The organism is Microcoleus sp. K4-B3, from assembly GCF_036704615.1.
In the GTDB taxonomy this organism is placed as follows: Bacteria; Cyanobacteriota; Cyanobacteriia; order Cyanobacteriales; family Microcoleaceae; genus Microcoleus.
Genome location: NZ_JAUBSF010000001.1, coordinates 113,182 through 131,304, shown reverse-complemented (window position 1 = coordinate 131,304; position 18,123 = coordinate 113,182). Strand labels below are relative to the sequence as shown.

The 18,123-nt window shown below is 46.4% G+C and carries 16 protein-coding genes and 1 tRNA gene; 7 read left to right on the top strand and 10 right to left on the bottom strand.

Features of this window, described 5'->3' with window-relative positions; genetic code table 11:
* Positions 1-200 precede the first annotated feature (200 nt).
* Both QUA78_RS00550 and QUA78_RS00545 read left to right on the top strand, forming a co-directional pair.
* Positions 201-1,385: a PepSY-associated TM helix domain-containing protein gene (locus QUA78_RS00550; RefSeq protein ID WP_333299693.1), complete on the top strand. Its 1,185-nt coding sequence runs from the start codon at positions 201-203 to the stop codon at positions 1,383-1,385.
* Positions 1,386-1,616: 231 nt separating this feature from the next.
* Positions 1,617-2,879 (top strand): MFS transporter, encoded by a 1,263-nt coding sequence (locus QUA78_RS00545; RefSeq protein ID WP_333299692.1) that lies wholly within the window; start codon positions 1,617-1,619, stop codon positions 2,877-2,879.
* A 183-nt stretch (positions 2,880-3,062) separates the two neighbouring features.
* Here QUA78_RS00545 and QUA78_RS00540 read toward each other — a convergent pair whose 3' ends face one another.
* The 3 genes from QUA78_RS00540 to QUA78_RS00530 form a co-directional block, all read right to left on the bottom strand.
* Positions 3,063-5,102, bottom strand: a complete 2,040-nt coding sequence (locus QUA78_RS00540; protein ID WP_333299691.1) for an acylase — start codon at positions 5,100-5,102, stop codon at positions 3,063-3,065.
* 505 nt (positions 5,103-5,607) lie between these two features.
* A complete protein-coding gene (locus QUA78_RS00535) occupies positions 5,608-6,681 on the bottom strand; it encodes a hypothetical protein (protein ID WP_333398492.1) in 1,074 nt (357 codons plus the stop codon).
* Between the two features lie 102 nt (positions 6,682-6,783).
* Positions 6,784-8,358 carry a TonB family protein gene (locus QUA78_RS00530; protein WP_333299689.1) on the bottom strand — a complete coding sequence of 525 codons (1,575 nt, stop codon included), beginning with the start codon at positions 8,356-8,358 and terminating at the stop codon, positions 6,784-6,786.
* Between the two features lie 751 nt (positions 8,359-9,109).
* On the opposite strand from QUA78_RS00530, the gene QUA78_RS00525 reads away from it, so the two are divergent.
* Together QUA78_RS00525 and QUA78_RS00520 are read left to right on the top strand one after the other, a co-directional pair.
* On the top strand, positions 9,110-9,769 hold the full coding sequence (locus QUA78_RS00525; RefSeq protein ID WP_333299688.1) for a MotA/TolQ/ExbB proton channel family protein: 660 nt from the start codon (positions 9,110-9,112) through the stop codon (positions 9,767-9,769).
* Positions 9,753-10,154: a biopolymer transporter ExbD gene (locus QUA78_RS00520; protein WP_333299687.1), complete on the top strand. Its 402-nt coding sequence runs from the start codon at positions 9,753-9,755 to the stop codon at positions 10,152-10,154. Before QUA78_RS00525 ends, QUA78_RS00520 begins: the two co-directional genes overlap by 17 nt.
* Positions 10,155-10,465: 311 nt before the next feature.
* Here QUA78_RS00520 and QUA78_RS00515 read toward each other — a convergent pair whose 3' ends face one another.
* The 6 genes from QUA78_RS00515 to QUA78_RS00490 all read right to left on the bottom strand — a co-directional run bounded on the left by QUA78_RS00515 (position 10,466) and on the right by QUA78_RS00490 (position 13,228).
* Positions 10,466-10,693, bottom strand: coding sequence for a hypothetical protein (locus QUA78_RS00515; RefSeq protein WP_333299686.1), 228 nt, complete (start codon positions 10,691-10,693; stop codon positions 10,466-10,468).
* 245 nt (positions 10,694-10,938) lie between these two features.
* On the bottom strand, positions 10,939-11,346 hold the full coding sequence (locus QUA78_RS00510) for a hypothetical protein (RefSeq protein WP_333299685.1): 408 nt from the start codon (positions 11,344-11,346) through the stop codon (positions 10,939-10,941).
* 139 nt (positions 11,347-11,485) lie between these two features.
* Positions 11,486-11,559: transfer RNA gene (locus QUA78_RS00505), tRNA-Pro, on the bottom strand.
* 37 nt (positions 11,560-11,596) lie between these two features.
* Positions 11,597-11,965, bottom strand: coding sequence for a DUF1818 family protein (locus tag QUA78_RS00500; RefSeq protein ID WP_333299684.1), 369 nt, complete (start codon positions 11,963-11,965; stop codon positions 11,597-11,599).
* 141 nt (positions 11,966-12,106) lie between these two features.
* Complete coding sequence (locus QUA78_RS00495; protein WP_333299683.1) at positions 12,107-12,751, bottom strand: hypothetical protein; 645 nt, start codon at positions 12,749-12,751, stop codon at positions 12,107-12,109.
* A gap of 246 nt (positions 12,752-12,997) precedes the next feature.
* Positions 12,998-13,228, bottom strand: coding sequence for a DNA-directed RNA polymerase subunit omega (locus QUA78_RS00490; protein WP_172188796.1), 231 nt, complete (start codon positions 13,226-13,228; stop codon positions 12,998-13,000).
* 80 nt (positions 13,229-13,308) lie between these two features.
* On the opposite strand from QUA78_RS00490, the gene QUA78_RS00485 reads away from it, so the two are divergent.
* The 3 genes from QUA78_RS00485 (at position 13,309) to QUA78_RS00475 (ending at position 17,375) form a co-directional block, all read left to right on the top strand.
* A complete protein-coding gene (locus QUA78_RS00485) occupies positions 13,309-14,001 on the top strand; it encodes a GDSL-type esterase/lipase family protein (RefSeq protein WP_333299682.1) in 693 nt (230 codons plus the stop codon).
* A 149-nt stretch (positions 14,002-14,150) separates the two neighbouring features.
* Complete coding sequence (locus QUA78_RS00480; protein WP_333299681.1) at positions 14,151-15,716, top strand: GmrSD restriction endonuclease domain-containing protein; 1,566 nt, start codon at positions 14,151-14,153, stop codon at positions 15,714-15,716.
* Positions 15,717-16,121: 405 nt separating this feature from the next.
* Positions 16,122-17,375, top strand: coding sequence for an S-layer homology domain-containing protein (locus tag QUA78_RS00475; protein ID WP_333299680.1), 1,254 nt, complete (start codon positions 16,122-16,124; stop codon positions 17,373-17,375).
* Positions 17,376-17,503: 128 nt separating this feature from the next.
* Here QUA78_RS00475 and QUA78_RS00470 read toward each other — a convergent pair whose 3' ends face one another.
* Positions 17,504-18,013, bottom strand: coding sequence for a pentapeptide repeat-containing protein (locus tag QUA78_RS00470; protein ID WP_333299679.1), 510 nt, complete (start codon positions 18,011-18,013; stop codon positions 17,504-17,506).
* Positions 18,014-18,123 lie beyond the last annotated feature (110 nt).

The following is an 18,123-nucleotide window of genomic DNA, read 5'->3' as shown; positions in this document are numbered from 1 at the left end:
ACTCTCGCTATCAGGTGTTTTTCTGGAAATGATAACAAGGGTGGCTCTCCCTCTAGAGACTCAAGCTGCTAGTTACAAATCTACCCCCAAGCTTCGGGCGTAACTCTAAAAGTCCTCCGCAAATTTGGGAAGAATACTCTAAAATTCCCCGAAATTTGCGGGGTTGAGGGCGTCTAATTATAACTAGAAACTTGGGTTAGATGATGAGAACAGTTAACGGTTTCGAGGAAAATTTCGAGATGAAGTTCCGCAAACTCGCATTCAAACTGCACTTGTATTTGGGGTTGGTGGTAGGAATATTTCTAGCAGCAATTGCTTTAACCGGCAGCTTGCTGGTTTTCGGTCCCGAAATCGAGCGGTTCTTCAATCCCCAACTCCTGCAAGTAATTCCTCAAGCCGAACGGATACCGCTGGAAAATGTCCTGCAAATTGTCGAAAAAGCTTATCCGCCAAATCAAGCTCTTAGTATCTTGCTGCCGCGATCGGCGAAGGAAGTTTGCCAAGTTTCGATGCTTTCAAACAGTGAGGAAGTAGTTAGCGTTTATGTCAATCCTTACAGCGGAGAAATTAAGGGTGCGCGCCTTTGGAAAGAAACTTTTACAGGTTTTATTTTTACGTTACACGCGGAATTAGCTGGAGGAGAATTAGGTCATCTTGTTGTAGGTATTTGCGGTCTAGTAATGCTAGGACTAACTTTTACTGGTTTGGTATTGTGGACTGGTTGGCGCAATTTGGTTCGCGGATTTTCTATTAATTGGCAAGCTCACTGGCAGCGGACTGTATTTGATTTACATAACTTTTATGGTATTGTATCGGTCGCTTTTCTCATACTCATCTCCGCTACAGGGACAGGGATGATTTTTTACACGCCGGTTGAATCGACTTTGTATTGGCTAACGAATGAAAAGCCACAGCCAGCATTGACTTCTCATCCCCTCTCTAGCAGTTCGAGGCAAAAACTTGACGAAATCTTACACCAAGCTAATACCGTTTGGACGGAAGCTAAAACCACTTTTATTTCTCTGCCTTTGACACCTGAAGCAACTTTTAAGGTACGGAAAAAATTTCCCAATGACCCGCACCCAAACGGGATTAGCACCATTTATATCGACCAATACAGTGGCGAAATATTGCAGGCTGACAGTGTAAATTCAGCTTCTGTAGCAAATCGAATTCTCAACTCGCTTTATCCGCTACATATTGGCAGCTATGGCGGAATTTACTTGCGGCTGGTACACGCGATCGCAGGATTAGCAGCGATCGTACTGTTTGTTACGGGCGTATTGATGTGGCGGCACCGGCATTTGGCGAAATTTTACCGCAAGGAGGGGAGACAGCAATATGAAGAATTATCTCCCCTTAGCCAGCAATGGCCTTGGTTTTAATGAGAGCGGCGTGCGGTTTGATGCGGATGTCAATCGATTTTATATTTTAGATTTTAGATTTTAGATTGAAGCATTGACCCCACGGATAAATTCGGGGGCTCCTTTATCGGATACACGTTTTTTATTTCTGGACGGATGAATCCGGGGGCTTGTATCCTGGATGCTTTCGGTCATTCTCCTGCCTAAAAACCCCTATCCTCTGAATTTTAAATCCTATTAATCGTGTATTTCATGCAAAAATTTATTCAACTCTGGCTCGGACAAACGGCTTCGATGATTGGCAGCGCTATGTCCGGGTTTGCGCTGACTATTTGGATTTGGGAGTCCACCCATCAAGCGACAGCTTTGGCTTTATTGATGTTTTTTACTCAATTGCCGCGCATCTTGCTCGCTCCGGTTGCTGGCATTCTCGTCGATCGCTGGAATCGAAAATTTTTGATGGCGATCGGTGATGCGGTTTCAGCTCTGTTAACCCTCGCTATCCTTTTACTTTATATCAGCCAAAACCTGCAACTATGGCATTTATATGTAGCGGCTGCGGTTAACGGAATTTTTGACCAAATTCAGCAGTTAGCTTACTCAGCAGCCATCGCCACAATGATGCCAGAAAAGCATTACAGCCGCGCTAGCAGTTTAAGTTTTTTGGCAAATTACGGTGCGAGTATTATTGCTCCGACGCTGGCGGGGATTCTCTATTCTGCGATCGGGTTGAGCGGGATTTTTACGATCGACCTGGCAACTTTTACAATAGCCATCGCCACGCTAGTATCTGTCAAAATACCCCAGCCCGCGATCGCCTCCAATCGCCAGCCTGCTCGCTTTCACCTATTGCAAGAACTCAGCTTCGGATTCCGCTACATCGTCCAGCGTCCCAGCCTGCTTGCCTTGCTGGTGTCCGTTTCGCTATTCTGGTTCGCTCACGACATCGGCGCGGCCCTCTACTCACCGATGATTCTGGCACGCACCGGCAACAATGCCAGAATCCTCGGTACTATCCTTTCAGCCGCCGGCGCAGGTGGCGTTTTAGGAGCATTGTTCGTCAGTATTTGGGGCGGTCCCAAACGCCGAATCCGGGGCTTTCTGCTCGGCATGGCAGGCGCGGGCTTGAGTAAAATAGTCTTTGCTTTCGGCCAGGCGCTTTCCATCTGGATTCCCGCTCAATTTTGTTCGTCTTTCAATTTCCCCATCCTCGGCAGTTCCAACGAGGCGATGTGGTTGGCGAAAGTCCCACCAGAAGTACAGGGGCGCGTTTTTGCTACCAGAGCAGTTATCGTGCAATTGGCGTCAGCGATCGGTTTATTGATCGCAGGGCCACTTGCCGATCGCGTCTTTGAACCCGCCATGCAACCGGGAGGTTTTTTAGCAGCTATTTTTGGCCCAATTATCGGGACAGGTCCCGGTGCTGGCATGGCTTTGTTATACGCTATCTGCGCGCTGGGCTTATTGCTCGTAGCAGTCGGTGGGTATGCTTGCCGACTGCTGCGCGATGGATAATATCGTTTCCGGTTGTATTGGAATGATTTAACCGCAGAGGGCGCAGAGAACGCAGAGGGAGAGAATACAGAGAGGAATAATTCCAATGCTACCGGATTTGATATCAAGGGGAAACGGCGCAGAGAAGTCTTTTAACTTCTGCCTTCTACCTTCTGCCTTCTGCCTTCTGCCTTCTGCCTTCTGCTATAGTTTCTGCCGCGAACTCAGGTGAGCTTCAATTTCCGACCGCGATCGCCATACAGGGCGCAATTCCTTGCGAGCAAAGAGCTGCAACTGATCGCCGGCGTGGGGCGAACCAGGTTGAGAGGCGTTGCCGTAACTGTTTAGCGCCATCGCTTTCACCGGATTGGAGAACTCAATCGCAGCGACAAAAGAATCGCCCGCAACCGCTTGAAAGCGATCGTCTTTCCCAGGAGCGAACCATACTGAGCGAAATACACCCAAAGCAGTGTCAGCTCCATTTGCAGGCAGATTTGCCACCCCAGGCAATCGGAAGACTTCCCCCCATGCCACATCTAACGCGCCATAAGTTACCTCAACTTTGGTTGCTGCCGCTTCCAGCACCCGCACCGCCTCCGCAGGATTTGCCAACCCGTCTGGCGTCGTTAGCGGCGCATCTTCGCTCCAAGGTTTGGCGAATAACCGATCGGCATCCATCGCTTTTTTCCAAAAGGCAAACAGCACCGCACCGCGACTGTCAGCATCGACTTTGCGATCCCAAGTGGCGAGAACTTCCGCAGCGCGGCGCGCTTTTTCACTGCCTTGCCGTGCGGCGGGAATTAAATCATCCAGGAGGCGATCGGCGAGTTCAACCTGAGTAGAATGTTTGTATTGCATCAATTCATCGAAAGAGATTTTGTCATCTTCTAAGAGCATTTTTGCCGATCGCTGCGATCGCAAGTCCATCGGGCCGCGCGGTGCCATGTAGGCGGGATAATTATCCGGTGCGATCGCGCTGGGAAACGTCGTCGTCCAAGGGGGATCGTTGGTATTTTGCAACCAACCGCTGGGCGGATCGACAACGCGCGGCAAATCCGCATAGGGATGATTTTTGCTCCACAAAGTCTCTGACGTATTGCCTGGGATCGTGCCTGACCAGTATTTAAAATCTCCGTTTTTGCGTATGGGGACTTGACCGTTAAACAAGTGCATGATATGCCCCTCTCGATCGGCATACATGACGGTAAACATCGGAATTTCCAAGCGCTTTAAAGCGGCTTCAAATTCAGAAAAATTCTTCGATCGTGCCATATCCCACCACTGCTGAAGGGCTGCTGGTTTATCGAGTCCGACAACGCGCAGGGCGATCGCTTTGCCCTGTTTTTCTGTGAGAATCGGCCCGTGAACAGAACGTCGCACTACTAGAGATTCCGATCGCAAATTCCCATTCTTTTCTTTGACTTTTAAAACCTTCTCTTCTCTCTCAAATTTTCGGACTTCGCCATCGAAGCGATAGCCATCGTTAGTGAGGGGCAATTCGTAGGCATCCCAGCCATCGTGAGTGTTGACAGTATGAGTCCATCCCAAGTTGTCATTAAAGGCGATCGTTAATACAGGAAATCCGACAAGAGTCGCTCCGTAAGCGTTAATTTCTGGGGCAACCAGTTGTGCTTCGTACCATAAATATAAATCCGACCAAGGAAGGTGAGGATTTGCCAATAGCATGGCATTGCCGCTTTGAGAATGGGAAGGAGCGATCGCCCAACCATTAGAGCCTTTGGGGGTGTCATTTTCAGCGATATCTTCAAGGCGCTCTGGATCGACTACAAAAGTAAAATTGATGACGCGTTGCGCGTGTGCCAATACATCTACTGGTTTGAGGGGCAATGCTACTTTTAATTCTTCGGTGAGCGCGTCTGGGTGTTCTTTTGCATAGGCATTCATTCCGCCAACAAAAGCATCGAGATAGTTGCGGAAAATGGGATTTTGTGATTCATACCACGCATTGGCGCGATTAGGAATTCCCATAGTTTGCACCCAGCGATCGGATTCGAGATAATCTTCGCCCCAAAATTCGGCAGCTTGCCCCCGAGCTTGCCCGTAAAGACGCAAAATCAGATTACCGTGACTTTGCATCTGCGCCCACCCGAAAGCGTAGAAAAGGCTTTTAGTATTCTCTCCGTAAATGTGTGGAATTCCATAGGTATCCCAAAGAATTTGAGTGCCGATTTGAGGGGCGGCTTGAACCCAATTATTGAGGAGCAAAACTAAAAAAAAGCTCATTAATAACGAGACAATCCGCCGGCCTTGTTTTTTTAGTTGTAGAAACACGGTAAATTAATTTGCTAGGGTTAAACTGATTTTCAACAAGCTGCACGAACAAAACGCCAAGGATTTAAATCTCTTTTATGGAGAACAAGAGAGAAAATTATACCAAATCCGATGCCCAAAAACGTAACCTCTCTACGTCTATAGCAATCCTTGCAGGAGTCGTAAATTTTTTACCCCACCCCAACCCTCCCCGAACCCACTGGTAGTCCGTAAGAAATTCACAAATGATGCGAGGATTGCTATACACGTAGATATGCAGTTAAAAAAATAACTCTTCTTCGAGCAATCCAGAAAATCCGAAAAAAGACCTTATCTAAATCGGATGTGAAATTAAAAGCCCTCCCCTACGCTCACCCAATTAAAAAGGCTATAAAACGCCTATGTGTAGGCTGTAAAGCGCATTAATGTCATTGGTGAGGAGGGGGTGTAAACAAGTAGGGGGAGATAGATTATAAGGTTATTTTTGGAGCTGCCCCTGTTGCCAATTGCCCTCTACCTTCGTTCCATCTGCATATAGATAAGAACCTTGACCGTGTTTCTTGCCGTTGAGGAATTCACCTTGATACCGATCGCCATTGGCGTAAATGCAAGTACCTTTACCGTTGAACTGACCCTCGCTAAATTCGCCTTCACAGCGATCGCCATTCTTAAAAACGTAAACTCCTTTCCCGCTCATCTTACCCTTGACAAAAGTGCCTTTATAGCTATTTGTATTGGCGAACTCACGGACACCTTCACCACTAAATTCTCCATTGTCAAACGACCCTTGATAACGTCCCCCTTCTTTAAAAGTAAACAACCCCTGACCTTGAGTGTTGCCCTTCACAAACTCTCCTTCATAGCGGTTGCCGTTCGGATATTCGCGAACCCCTTTACCGTGAAATTGCCCTTCACTAAATTGCCCCTCATAACGGCCTCCTTCAGCAAAGGTATAAATTCCCTGCCCGTGAGGTAGATTATTCAGCAACTCTCCTTCGTAGCGGTTCTTATTAGCATATTGACAGACGCCTTTGCCGTTAACTTTTCCTTCTTTAATATCTCCTTCGCAACGAGTGCCATTACTGAAGGTAAAAGCCCCTCGACCGCTGGGAGAACTATTGGTAAAAGAGCCTTCGTAACGAATCCCGTTAGTTGAGGTAAAAGTGCCTGTACCATCGAATTCACCGTTTTTAAAACTGCCTTCGTAGCGGTTGCCGTTAGGAAATTCGCGGACACCTTGACCGTTGAATTCACCCAAGGCAAATTCTCCTTGGTATCGACCTTCTTCTTTAAAGGTATAGATGCCTTGACCGTGAGGTTTGCCGTTGAGAAATTGACCTTCGTAGCGATCGCCGTTGGCATATTGACAGATGCCAGGGCCGCTGAGTTTTCCCTCACTCAATTCTCCCTCGCAACGTCCGCCATCGGGTAAAGTAATTACTCCTGCCATTGCGCTGTGAGGGTTGGCAAACAACAAAGCCATTCCCAAGTTGGAACCAAGTAATAGAGCGAGTCCAACTCGCTGAAGTTTACTTAATATTGCTGACGACATTCCCAAATTCATAATTCACAAAAAATTCAACTTTTAACTTTGCTATTCCTTGGACGGTGCTATAGAATTCCCAGCCAAATTGTTAGACTCTGAAAAAAATCCCTAGTCATTGAGCCGGAAGGTAATGGATGCTGTTTTTCCTTGAATGCCACTGTCTGATGAGGCAAATTTCCATTTTTCTACTGTTTTAATCGCTGCGCTATCGAAGTCGTTGTGATTGCTCGAAGTCAAGATCGCGATGTTGAATGCCTTACCGTTGGGGTCAACGTCAAACATGACTTCCACTCTGCCTTGCCGCCCTTCTTTTCTGGCTGCGCTCGGATATTCAGGTTTACCGCAGCTAATGCAAGTGCCGGGAGGCGGGCCGGAAGGGCGCGAAGGACTCCCCCCTCTTCTTGGATTTGTCGGTTTTGGCACTGACCCCGAACCGCTGCCATTTCCACCTCCACCGGATGATGAGTTCGACCCACTTCCTCCAGGGCCTCCGCCGACCGGGCCTCCGCCTCCAGGACCTCCGCCGACCGGGCCTCCGCCTCCAGGACCTCCACCGACCGGGCCTCCACCTCCCGGGCCTGCTGAGCCAGCCCTCGACGATCCCCCCAATCGTCCCGAACCATCCCCAAATGGCTCTGAGGAAGGTATGTCGCCATTTTCGCTGGCGCCAGATGATGAGTTCGACCCACTTCCTCCGGGGCCTCCGCCTCCGGGGCCTCCGCCTCCGGGGCCTCCGCCTCCGGGGCCTCCAGAGGCAAGGTTTCCTAAACCTCCGATCGCATTTCCAGAATTGCCGCCGCCTCCTGGCCTAGTAGCTGTGACTGGCGACCCAGCCCCGGGCGATCGCTGTATGGGCCCGGAAGAAGGATTTAATGGCTCTGAGGAAGGTTCCCCGCTACCCGCCGAAGCAGGCGGCTGGTTTTCAGGGCTGTCTGAGGAGTTGGAATTTCCAGCATCTTTTGTAATGTCTGTGGAACTTCCAGCACTCTTGGGGCGGGAGGCGGTAACGGGTGGTTCGCTTTTTGGAGGAGCGGGCGAGGGCTTTTCGGGTTCGTTGGCGATCGGGGTTTTAGGAGTTTCTGGGGAATTGAAATCCTGTTGAGGTGCGGGGGAAGGCTCCCGAGGAGTTGGTGGCGGAGTTTCCGTTAAGGGCAACTCTTTCTTAATCTCTGGTGGTGGCGTTACCGCTACCGGTGGCTCCTTGGGAATCGGCGGGGGCGTTGCAGCTACCGGTGGCTCCTCTGGAATCGGCGGTGGCGTTGCCGCTACCGGTGGCTCATCTGGAATCGGCGGTGGCGTTACCGCTACCGGTGGCTCATCTGGAATCGGCGGGGGCGTTGCCGCTACCAGTGGCTCCTCTGGAATCGGCGGGGGCGTTGCCGCTACCGGTGGCTCCTCTGCGGGAGCTGGCTCTGGTGGTGGTTCTGGTTTGAACGTGTCAGGCGGGGGAGATACCTTTTCTGGAATAGCTAGCTCTGGCTGGGTTTCCTCTACTTTGGGCTCATCAAGCACAACAACTTCAATGGCATCCTCTGCAAATTCAGCAGGTTTGACCAACTTGAGGCTCAACGGTAGCGCGACACCGTGCAGTAAGGTTGAGGCTAACAGACTGAGCGCCAGAACTTTTTTGAGAGCTTCTTCTTGTTGTTGTCTTTGCGTCGCCGAAACATTTGAAAAACTCATGCCTTATGAATCTCCTTGATGGATGGGTTGGCAACGTCCTCGCTGGCTCCCCCACATAACCCGAAACAAGCTACCAAATGCCGGTTGAGCTTGCTATCAATGATGAACCTACCCATCCTATAAGAAGACTGTCACCCTGTTCAAGACTCTTGCAATTAATTTTCATTATTTAATTTTGATAGAGCGAGTAGACGCTACCAATCAGCATTTCCTTTGGGGGCCCCTACCTTGCTCCCATGGGCGCTGTCAATGTTCGGATTCGGGCAGGCTAAGCTTCCAAAATGCCTTAAATGCAATACTCTAGCCCGTAATCTACCAACAAATTTCAACATTCTCAAGCTTTTCTGAGAATATTATATATAAGTAATTTTAGTCAATTTAAGTAAAGTAATAAATAAATTTTATTTAAAAGTGTGGATGATGGCTTGACAAACCCTGAATTTTGTGGAAACCTAGTTGAGAATCTTTTAAATTATTGAAGATTATTGTCAAGTCCTAACGCAAATCTTTAGCAAGCAAGCACTGGGAGAAAAATCTGTCGTGATCGCAGTAGAAGCATTTTGGGTAAAGACGAAAATAGTCACATACAGGTAGTGCGTTTGTGCCATCGCGATCGCGCTTGAGTGAAACAATTCGCAGTCTGAATCACTTATACCGACTTGACGCAGAAACTCTACCAGCCTTCGATCGGGCTAATTGCACCATTAGGCAGCTTGCGATCATTCAACAGAGCTAGCGAGAGTACAAACCAATGGATAGTCTCATTTACATTTTTCAGGCCGCAGGCATTGTTGCTTGGCCGCTGTTTGCCTCGTCAATCGCAGCAGTAGCGCTGATCATAGAGCGTCTTGCCTTTTGGTTTAAGGTAAATCGGCGGCAGCGGCGAGTCGTGCGGGATGTGCTACAGATATACAGTCAAAACCCCGATTCGGCCATCAAAAAGTTACAAGTAAACGGCGATTTGCCCCTAGCCCGGATTTTTTTAGAAGCTTTAGAATTAGACTCGCCCAACATCGAAGAATTTCGTTTGGCCCTAGAGAGTGGCGCTCAGGCAGAAATCCCCATCCTGAAGCGATTCAATACAATATTTGACACCATTATCAGCCTTTCCCCGTTATTTGGGTTGCTCGGAACAGTTTTGGGGTTAATTACTACCTTTGGTGCCCTCAAACTGGGGGATGCCGCTGGCACCAATGCCGCAGGCGTTACCGCTGGGATTAGCGAAGCCCTCATCTCTACGGCACTGGGGTTAGTGGTGGCAATTTTTACGCTCCTATTTGCCAATATGTTTCGCGGGTTTTACTTACAGCAGATAGCTTTTATTCAGGAAGCCGGAGGCCAGTTAGAGTTACTGTACCGTCACCGCTACGAACAACTACTAAGAGAATCTAATTATGCGTCTACCCGATGAACCTGATAATATTCCCCAGATTAACATCGTGCCAATGATTGATGTGGTCTTCGCCATATTGACATTTCTAATTGTTTCCTCTCTGTCTTTATCCAAATCCGAGGGTCTGCCTGTAAATTTACCGAAAGCAGCAACCTCTCAAGTTCAGGAAGCACCTTCTAAAATTACCGTCACCATTGATGCTCAGGGAAAATTAATGGTTGATAAAAAGTCAGTCAACTTAGACCAGATCGAGAGTAGGGTGCGACAGGTGATAGGGTCAAATCCGAACTCATTAATTGTGCTGAATGCGGATAAAAGCGTCTATCACGGAAATGTTGTGGAAGTTATGGATATATTACGCCGAATTAAGGGAGCTAAGTTAGGGATTGCTACCACAAAGTAGAGAGCTACAGCATCTTCCATTTATATGTGGTACACTGAGTTCAGTAGATAAGCGGAAAAAATGAAACCTTATTTGAGGTAGACGAGTGAAAAAATAGTTAAAGCATATCAACAAGGTGATACATCAATTCGGAAAGGAGCCGCTCGTTTTGATGTGAGTAAAGTCTTTGTCCAGAAACTCTTGAAACAAAAACAAATGACTGGTCATCTTCAACCCAAAAAACATGGTGGAAGTATGAAAAGTGTCTTACACTCGCACAAGGCTCAATTGGCTCTTCTCTTATGATGGAAAAGTATCCAGATGGTACTCTTTCAGAATACTGTGAATATTGGCGAGAGCGCCAAAAACAATCTGTGAGTCCTAGTAGGATCGTCTGGTTGAAAATTGCTTGGTCTGCGGTTGATAAGTATTTGCTGAAGTTCGATAGTTAGCGGCACCGTCCGGTCTTTGTTGCGCTTGGCTGCTTTACCCTTGTCCCCTTTAACCGTTTCGTTTCCCCGATCCAAATCCGATCGCACTCTTGTGAGCAATGTCGCCACAGAAGCGCCGCTGCCTCGGAGGTGCGAAGGCCAACTCCAAACTTAAATTCTATGTAATTGGCATAGTGGCTGAGGTCTGGATGGATACGACATTTCTGAACAATTAACTTGATTTCCGCTAATGGAAATGGCTTGGCAGGTTATTTTGGCGGCACCGATATTTTGACTTCAGCCCAAGGATTTTCTATTACCCACTTTTTTTTCTGGGCCCATTCCCAGCAAGCATTAATTATTGCGATACCTTCTCACACAGTAATAGGCTCTAGCTTTAAGGTTTTGGCTAGATGCTCGCAAAAATTCTCAGCCATCCTTTCGGAAATAGAAATAGCTGCCTTGTTTTTGAAAAAATTAGCAATTTGCTTCTGAAAAGCGAGGTATTTGGCAAATGTACCTTCTTCTACTTTGCGGCGCTTGTACTCCATAAATTGATCGAATAATTCGACAACACAGATCGACTCTGCTTGTTTCGGAGCCTTGTATTTTGCCAGCGACGGATCAAAGTTACCGCTGCCCATGTCGAGTTCGATCGTCCGCGCTTTGATTTCTGCCGCTTTGCGACTTGGTGGAGTCTCCGGCAGTCCGATCGACAACCAGAACTGCTTACCGCCACAACCACGCCAACCGCAGCCTGCCTTTGAGATTTTGTATCGCAACCTTGCCAGATGCCATATTTTTGGATCTTAATTCGATCTTACTTGCTGACCGATTGTGACCGATTATCACAAGAGGGAGGACGACTTGACGCGCTTACAAAAAACAATGGAATCCTTGATTTCTCAAGGATTCCATCTATCGGAGCGGCGGGATTTGAACCCACGACCCCTACTACCCCAAAGTAGTGCGCTACCAAGCTGCGCTACGCCCCGACAGCTTTAATAGCTTAGCATGGAATTCTATAGAAAGTCAAAAAACTTTTAAAACTTTTGCGGCCTGCACCAAACTCGGAACCGCAGCCGCTGGCCAAAAACCCTCGCACCTCCGGCCAGCATTTAAGATCAATTGCACGCTGTAAGTTTCGGGATAACCTTCCACCTGCACCCACAGCAAGTCGCTTTCGGCTTCAATGGCGATTTTTTCCTCTTCCATTAACTCAGAGGCAATTTGACTCATGGTGGCCGCCAACTGTCCCAACAATCGGCAAAAATCGTTCAACTCAGCCTCCGTAAGTTCGATCGCCCAACCGTCGCCAGCCACCAAACCCTTAAACTCCTCCGCCTCCGGGTTCCATCCCAAACGCCACCCAACACCAGTCTTAATTACACGTTCCACCATTGAGGAATTTTAGATTTTAGATTTTGGATTTTAGATTTGTAGAACTTACCCATAAATACGAAAGAAACCGGGTTTTTTACCATTGTTAAAGGCCGGGATGCAGTATTTCCCTAAAAAACCCGGTTTTTGCATCCATGAGTATTAAGGTGCCAGCAACTTCGCATCTCCCGGCTGCGGCTGCGGTATCTCCGGGGAATTCGATCGCCCTTGTGGTTTTTCCCCCGCCGGTGTGCGTCCACCCCCGGAACTCTCCGTAAAAACATCAACCAAAGCTTGAACCAAAGCATCCCGCTGCGCTCTATTTAACCTTTGAATAGCAGCACGATCCTGTTCCATTGGATTTGAACGCAAAACGTCCTTTCCCGGATACACGCTTTCCACCAAATAATCGGGAGTCGCCCCCAAATAGTCAGCTAAACTCAACTTCCAATCAAATCGGTAATTGGGCGGGCGTCCTTTGACAAATACGTGATATCTAATCAACCGCCCGACTAAAGTATTGGTAGGATCGACTTTTCCTGTTTCCTTAGAAATGTAGTTATTTTCGATCGGGAAATCCGGCAATTTTTCATACACCAATTTCCACGCATCTTGCACCCTCACTTGCGACGGCGCAGATTGTTGAGCCACCCGCTGCACGGACGCAGACTCAGAACTCCGCAGCAGCGAAGGTTCCAAAGCCGACATACTCAATTCGCCCGATTCCAATACCCAACTCAAAAGCGTGAAAATCGCCACACTCAAAGTAACGAACAGAAAACTTAAGCCCTGCTTTAATTTATTCACGGTTTTGACAATTATTTCAAAAATAGAATAATTTCATAAACTTACCGGCAAGCAGATGTCCTAGTTGATAATTTTAGGATTTACGCTCATCCACCCTCTTAGAAAAATCAGAAGTTTCTTAACCAGAAAGCTAGGAATAAACCGGGTTTCTCGCCCCGCGCGCAAGTCTAGTTTAAGAAAGTTTTGAGTGTTGAGTTTAAAAAAATTGCGAGCAATTCACCACTCAAAACCCAAAACTCCCGAAGTCTAGATATCTCCGATAATTTCCGGCTGAGTCAGTTCGTCCGACATCTCAAATATCGCCCGCATTACAGGTTTCATTTGATGGTCGTCCATATTGTCAAAATCTTCATAGCGACGGCGTTTTGCGCGGTTCGCCACCTGTACCGTAATCCGATAGCGGTTGGATGCAGCACCGATCAACTCTTCCGCCCGACGGGTTAGCTGAGTTGAATCGAAGGTTGGACGCTTAACCATGAGACTACCTACTTTATGTAATGTTACATTCTAGTCTAGTATGTCAAGATTCATAAATTACTAACTGAGTATCATTGCTTATGCAGGCAGCAACAGCCTATTCCTTTGGTCACTTGCATCGGGGAAATTCTCATCCCCTCAAATTGGTTGCTTTCGGTGACAGCTTAATCTACGGTTTCGGCGACGGTGTAGGCGGTGGCTGGGTAGAAAGACTGCGCCGACAGTGGATGTTACCGGAGAGTGCAGGACACGTTTTATACAATTTGGGCGTTCGGGGCGATCGCACCTATCAAGTCTCCCAGCGCCTGGAAAACGAGTTTCGCCACCGTGGCGAACTGAGAAACCGCGTCCCGGATGCGATTATTCTTTCGGTAGGCCTCAACGATTCGGCGAGAGTGCAGTCGCCTACCGGGCGCAACTACACTGAGTTTGAACATTTTAAAACAGTTTTGGATAACTTATTAGACACTTCCAAACAACTTTGTCCGGTGATATTTGTCGGGATGGTACCGGTGGATGAAAGTAAAATGCCTTTTCAAGATTGTTTGTACTACAGTCATGCCGACCAATATCGGTATAAGGAAGCAACGAAATTAGCTTGTCAGTTGCGGGGAATTCCCTATTTAGATATTTTTGATAAATGGATAAATCGGGGCAGTGGTTGGTGGCGATCGCGCCTGATTGCTGACGGGCTGCATCCCAATGCAGCGGGGTATCAATCTTTATTTGAAGATGCGACAAGTTGGGAACCGCTAGCCGCTATTAGTCATTAGTCATCGTGGCTAACTTTGGCGGCACTCTGAACTGGCGATACGCCGCCTGATTCAGCCATCAAAATTGACCTTATTTGCAAGGCTCAAACGGAAGAAGATTATCAAGCGAAAACTCAAGAAATACTAAAAAGTAACAATCGGTACTTAAAATGGCAACCAAAAATTCCCCAGTTAGTCTAGATGCACTTATTCCTCGAGAAGCATTTGAAATTAAAGATCAGTACGAACGCAATATGGGAAGAAGTATCCTCACTATAGGTATTCGCGATCTAGAACAAAGTTCTTTCTTCTATCCGTTTTTACGAAAACCGGATTTTCAAAGAGAAACTAATGAATGGGATGCAGCGAAAATATGCGAGTTTATTGAAAGTTTTTTAGATGGAGATTTAATTCCCGCAGTTATTCTTTGGCGAGGTAGTAGCCACTATTTTGTCGTTGATGGTTCTCATCGACTGAGTTCGTTACTTGCTTGGATTAATGATGATTATGGGGATGGTAAGATTTCTAAACAATTTTATGACGGTAACATCACTGACGAACAGAAAGAGGCGGCAAAAGAAACTCGAAAACTAATTAAAGAGAAAATAGGAGCTTACAAAGATTATCAATCATTGACTTCACAAGCAGGTCAAGTTAATCCTAAAATGCTGGAAAGAACCAGGAACTTAGGGGCTTCAGCGATTTCACTTCAATGGGTTGAAGGTGATGCTAGGAAAGCGGAGGAATCTTTTTTCAAAATCAACCAGAAAGCAGCCCCGATTAGCGAGACTGAGATGAGGTTGCTACTAGCACGTAAAACACCTAATGGTGTGGCTGCGCGTGCGATCGTGAGAAGTGGTAATGGTCATAAATATTGGTCGGAGTTCTCTGAAGAAAAACAGGATGAGATTGAAACAGTAGCGCAAGAAATACACGAACTTATATTTCAGCCCAAACTTTCAAATCCCATTAAAACCTTAGATGTACCAATTGTGGGGAATCTTTCATCTTCGGATAAGCTGGAATTGATTTTAGAATTTATAAATATTGTCAATAACATATCAACCGATAATCAGTTGGGAGAAGATTCAACAGGCGATAAAACTATTGAGCTACTAAAGCAGTGCAAAAAAGTGGCTCAAAGAATCAATAGCAAAGATCCTTCATCTCTGGGTTTACATCCATTGGTATACTTTTATACTCAACAAGGAAAGCCAAAAATTGGTTCCTTTTATGGGGTGGTTAGTTTAATTTTACATTTACAACAAACTAAATCTTGGTCTAAATTGATCGAGGTAAGAAAAGACTTTGAATGGGTAATTTGGAATTATGATATGGTTCCACAACTTGTTGCCAAGAAGAGTGACGCATTACAAGCTAGAGAGCTAGTGAGAGACTTCTACTTAGAAGTCATTAATAAGTTGTCAGGAGGTATAGATAAAAAGAATGTTATCACAGAAATAAGATCCGGCGATAAAAGATTTGCGACTCTGAAAATTCCAAAGAAAGCCGACACTGGGGAAATTCAGAGTAAAGAATTTTCTAGAGAAACCAAAGCATCTGCGTTTATCAGAGAGGCTCTACCAGGCTGGCCAGTTTGTAAAATTTGTAGAGGGTATCTGCCTTGCAGATTTAATAGTATCGATCATATTACAAGAAAAGCTGATGGGGGTTTAGGAACTTTAAAAAACGCACAATTAACTCACCCCTACTGCAATACTACCTATAAAAATTGAAAAAAAATTGTATTCAATTTAATGTAGAGCCAAAATATTGCGATCGCCGATGGTTAAATTTTAGCGACAGGCAATTGCTTTTTTGTTAAATCAATCTCATACAATTTGGTATGCGATCGCGATCGCATATCAAACCGCTTTGTCTCTAAATCCTGTTAATTGCAGAGACAAGGTAGATAAGGGAGATAAGCAACATAAGGATTTTAAGGAATTTAAGCCTTTTATAATCCACACTAAGAATAAAAATATTTATTTTAAAAGACCGTATCTTCCCCCCACAAAAAATAAAAACATTCAACAATGATTACATAAGTGAGGGAAAGAGCAAGTTCGGCACGAATCAATCAGCCTATTAACAGCTTGCTTGTCCTCAATAAAAAACTTGTGTAAATTGGAGAATCAAAAATGTCTGTATTACATCGCATTAAATCCGGTACATCTGTTTTATTAACACTGGGAACTGTTGCCGCAACCGCAGCGCCGATGTTAGCTCCCGCGCCTTCTTTTGCTCAGACAGCTTTTTCGGATGTTAATAATAACTACTGGGCAAAAGACTTTATTCAAGATTTGTCAGAAAGAGGAATTATCAAAGGATTTCCCGATGGCAGTTTTCGCCCGGATGCACCAGTAACGCGGGCTGAATTCGCGGCAATGATCCGTTCTGTGAAAAAGGCAAAAACCCGCGCAGCCGTGGGGTTTGCCGATGTTCCGTCTAATTTTTGGGCAAGCGGGGCGATCGCAGAAGCTTACGAAATGGGATGGATGTCTGGCTATCCCGGCAATGTTTTCAGACCGGCACAGCAGATTCCTCGCGTTCAAGTTGTAGTCGCTTTAAATAACGGCATGGGCTATGAGCCTACCTGCAATTTTCAAGATGTTCTCAGCTACTATAATGATGCGGGTGAGATTCAAAGTTATGCTGTCAAAAGCGTTGCTGCTGCTACTGAAAAACAGTTAGTTGTCAGCTATCCCAATCCTAAATCTCTCAAACCGAACAAATCAGCAACGCGAGCTGAAGTAGCTGCTTTTATCTATCAAACATTAGTGAGTACCAATCAAGCAAGAGCAATTAATTCTCCTTACATTGCCAAGATTGATGTTAGCGAGTCTGTTGCTGTGAAAATTCCCAGCGGGGCGACTATTCCAGTCGAGTATGCAAAAGGCAAGATTTTGCTCGGCCCCAATGACAAGTCTCCGATTACGCTGACTGTAGCTGCGGATATCACGGGTAGTAATAGCCAAGTGCTGATACCCGAAGGCTCGAAAATTAGCGGCGAATTGCGATCGACTGCTTCGGGCGTTCAGTTTGTGGCTCAAGAATTAAGTATCATCAACGGCAGCAGAGTGCCTCTCAATGCCACTTCGCAACTGATTACGAGGAAAGAAACTGTTACCAAGGGCGTTAATGTTGGTAATCTGGTTAAGAATACGGCGTTGGGTGCTGCAGCAGCGGCGGCGATCGCAGGTGTTACGGGCGATCGGGCGATCGCGACTGAAGAGGTGCTGGGGGGTGCGGGAATCGGGACTTTGATCGGGGTGTTTTTGGGGAGAGATAAAGTCGATTTGTATGCTGTTAATCCCGACACCGATTTAGATTTGCAGTTAGATTCCGAGTTGATAGTTGGTACTACCACCACAGGCATTTGTAGCGCTCGATAGAGCCGAGACTTGGAAATTTCCTCAAACCCCTCGCCTTGCAGGAGAGGGGCTTTAATGTGTGTATTTTACCTCGCTACAGGTGCATCTAATCAAATAATTAGCCAGGGATTTTCTTTAAGTGTGAATTCCTACGGACATCCCAAACTTTCGCGGGTAGAAACTCCCGTCACGGGATTGACACCATCTGCTTTCTCGCACAGGATATTCACTTGATAAGCGTCGATTATCGCGTCACTAAAATCAGCGCCGGAAATTGCAGCATCATAAAATCGAGTTCGAGTCATAATTGCCTCGGAAAAATTAGCATTCGTTAAATTAGCGCCGTCGAATGTAACTCTATCTGCCAAAGCACCGGAGAGGTTGGCACCTGACAAGTTAGCATTCAGCAAAACTCCCTTAGTCAAAATCGCATTAGTTAAATCAGCACCTTGAAAATTTGTTCCCCGCATTTCAGCAGCCACAAATGTTCCCCCTGCTAAATCAGAGTTGGAAAAATCGCGATCGGACAAACTAATATTTGTGTAATTAATATTTGTTTTAGGCAGGGCAAATGCCGGAGTAGCACTCAGCAGCACCCACCCAAAAGCCAACACTAAACTTAAAATCAGGCTGAGGAAAATTCGGAAAACACTTTTCATGATGATGGGAATGGGGAATGGGGAATGGGGAATGGGGCATTGGGCATTGGGAATTGGGAACTGGGCATTGTTGACTGTTGACTGTTGACTGTTGACAACTAACAACTAAC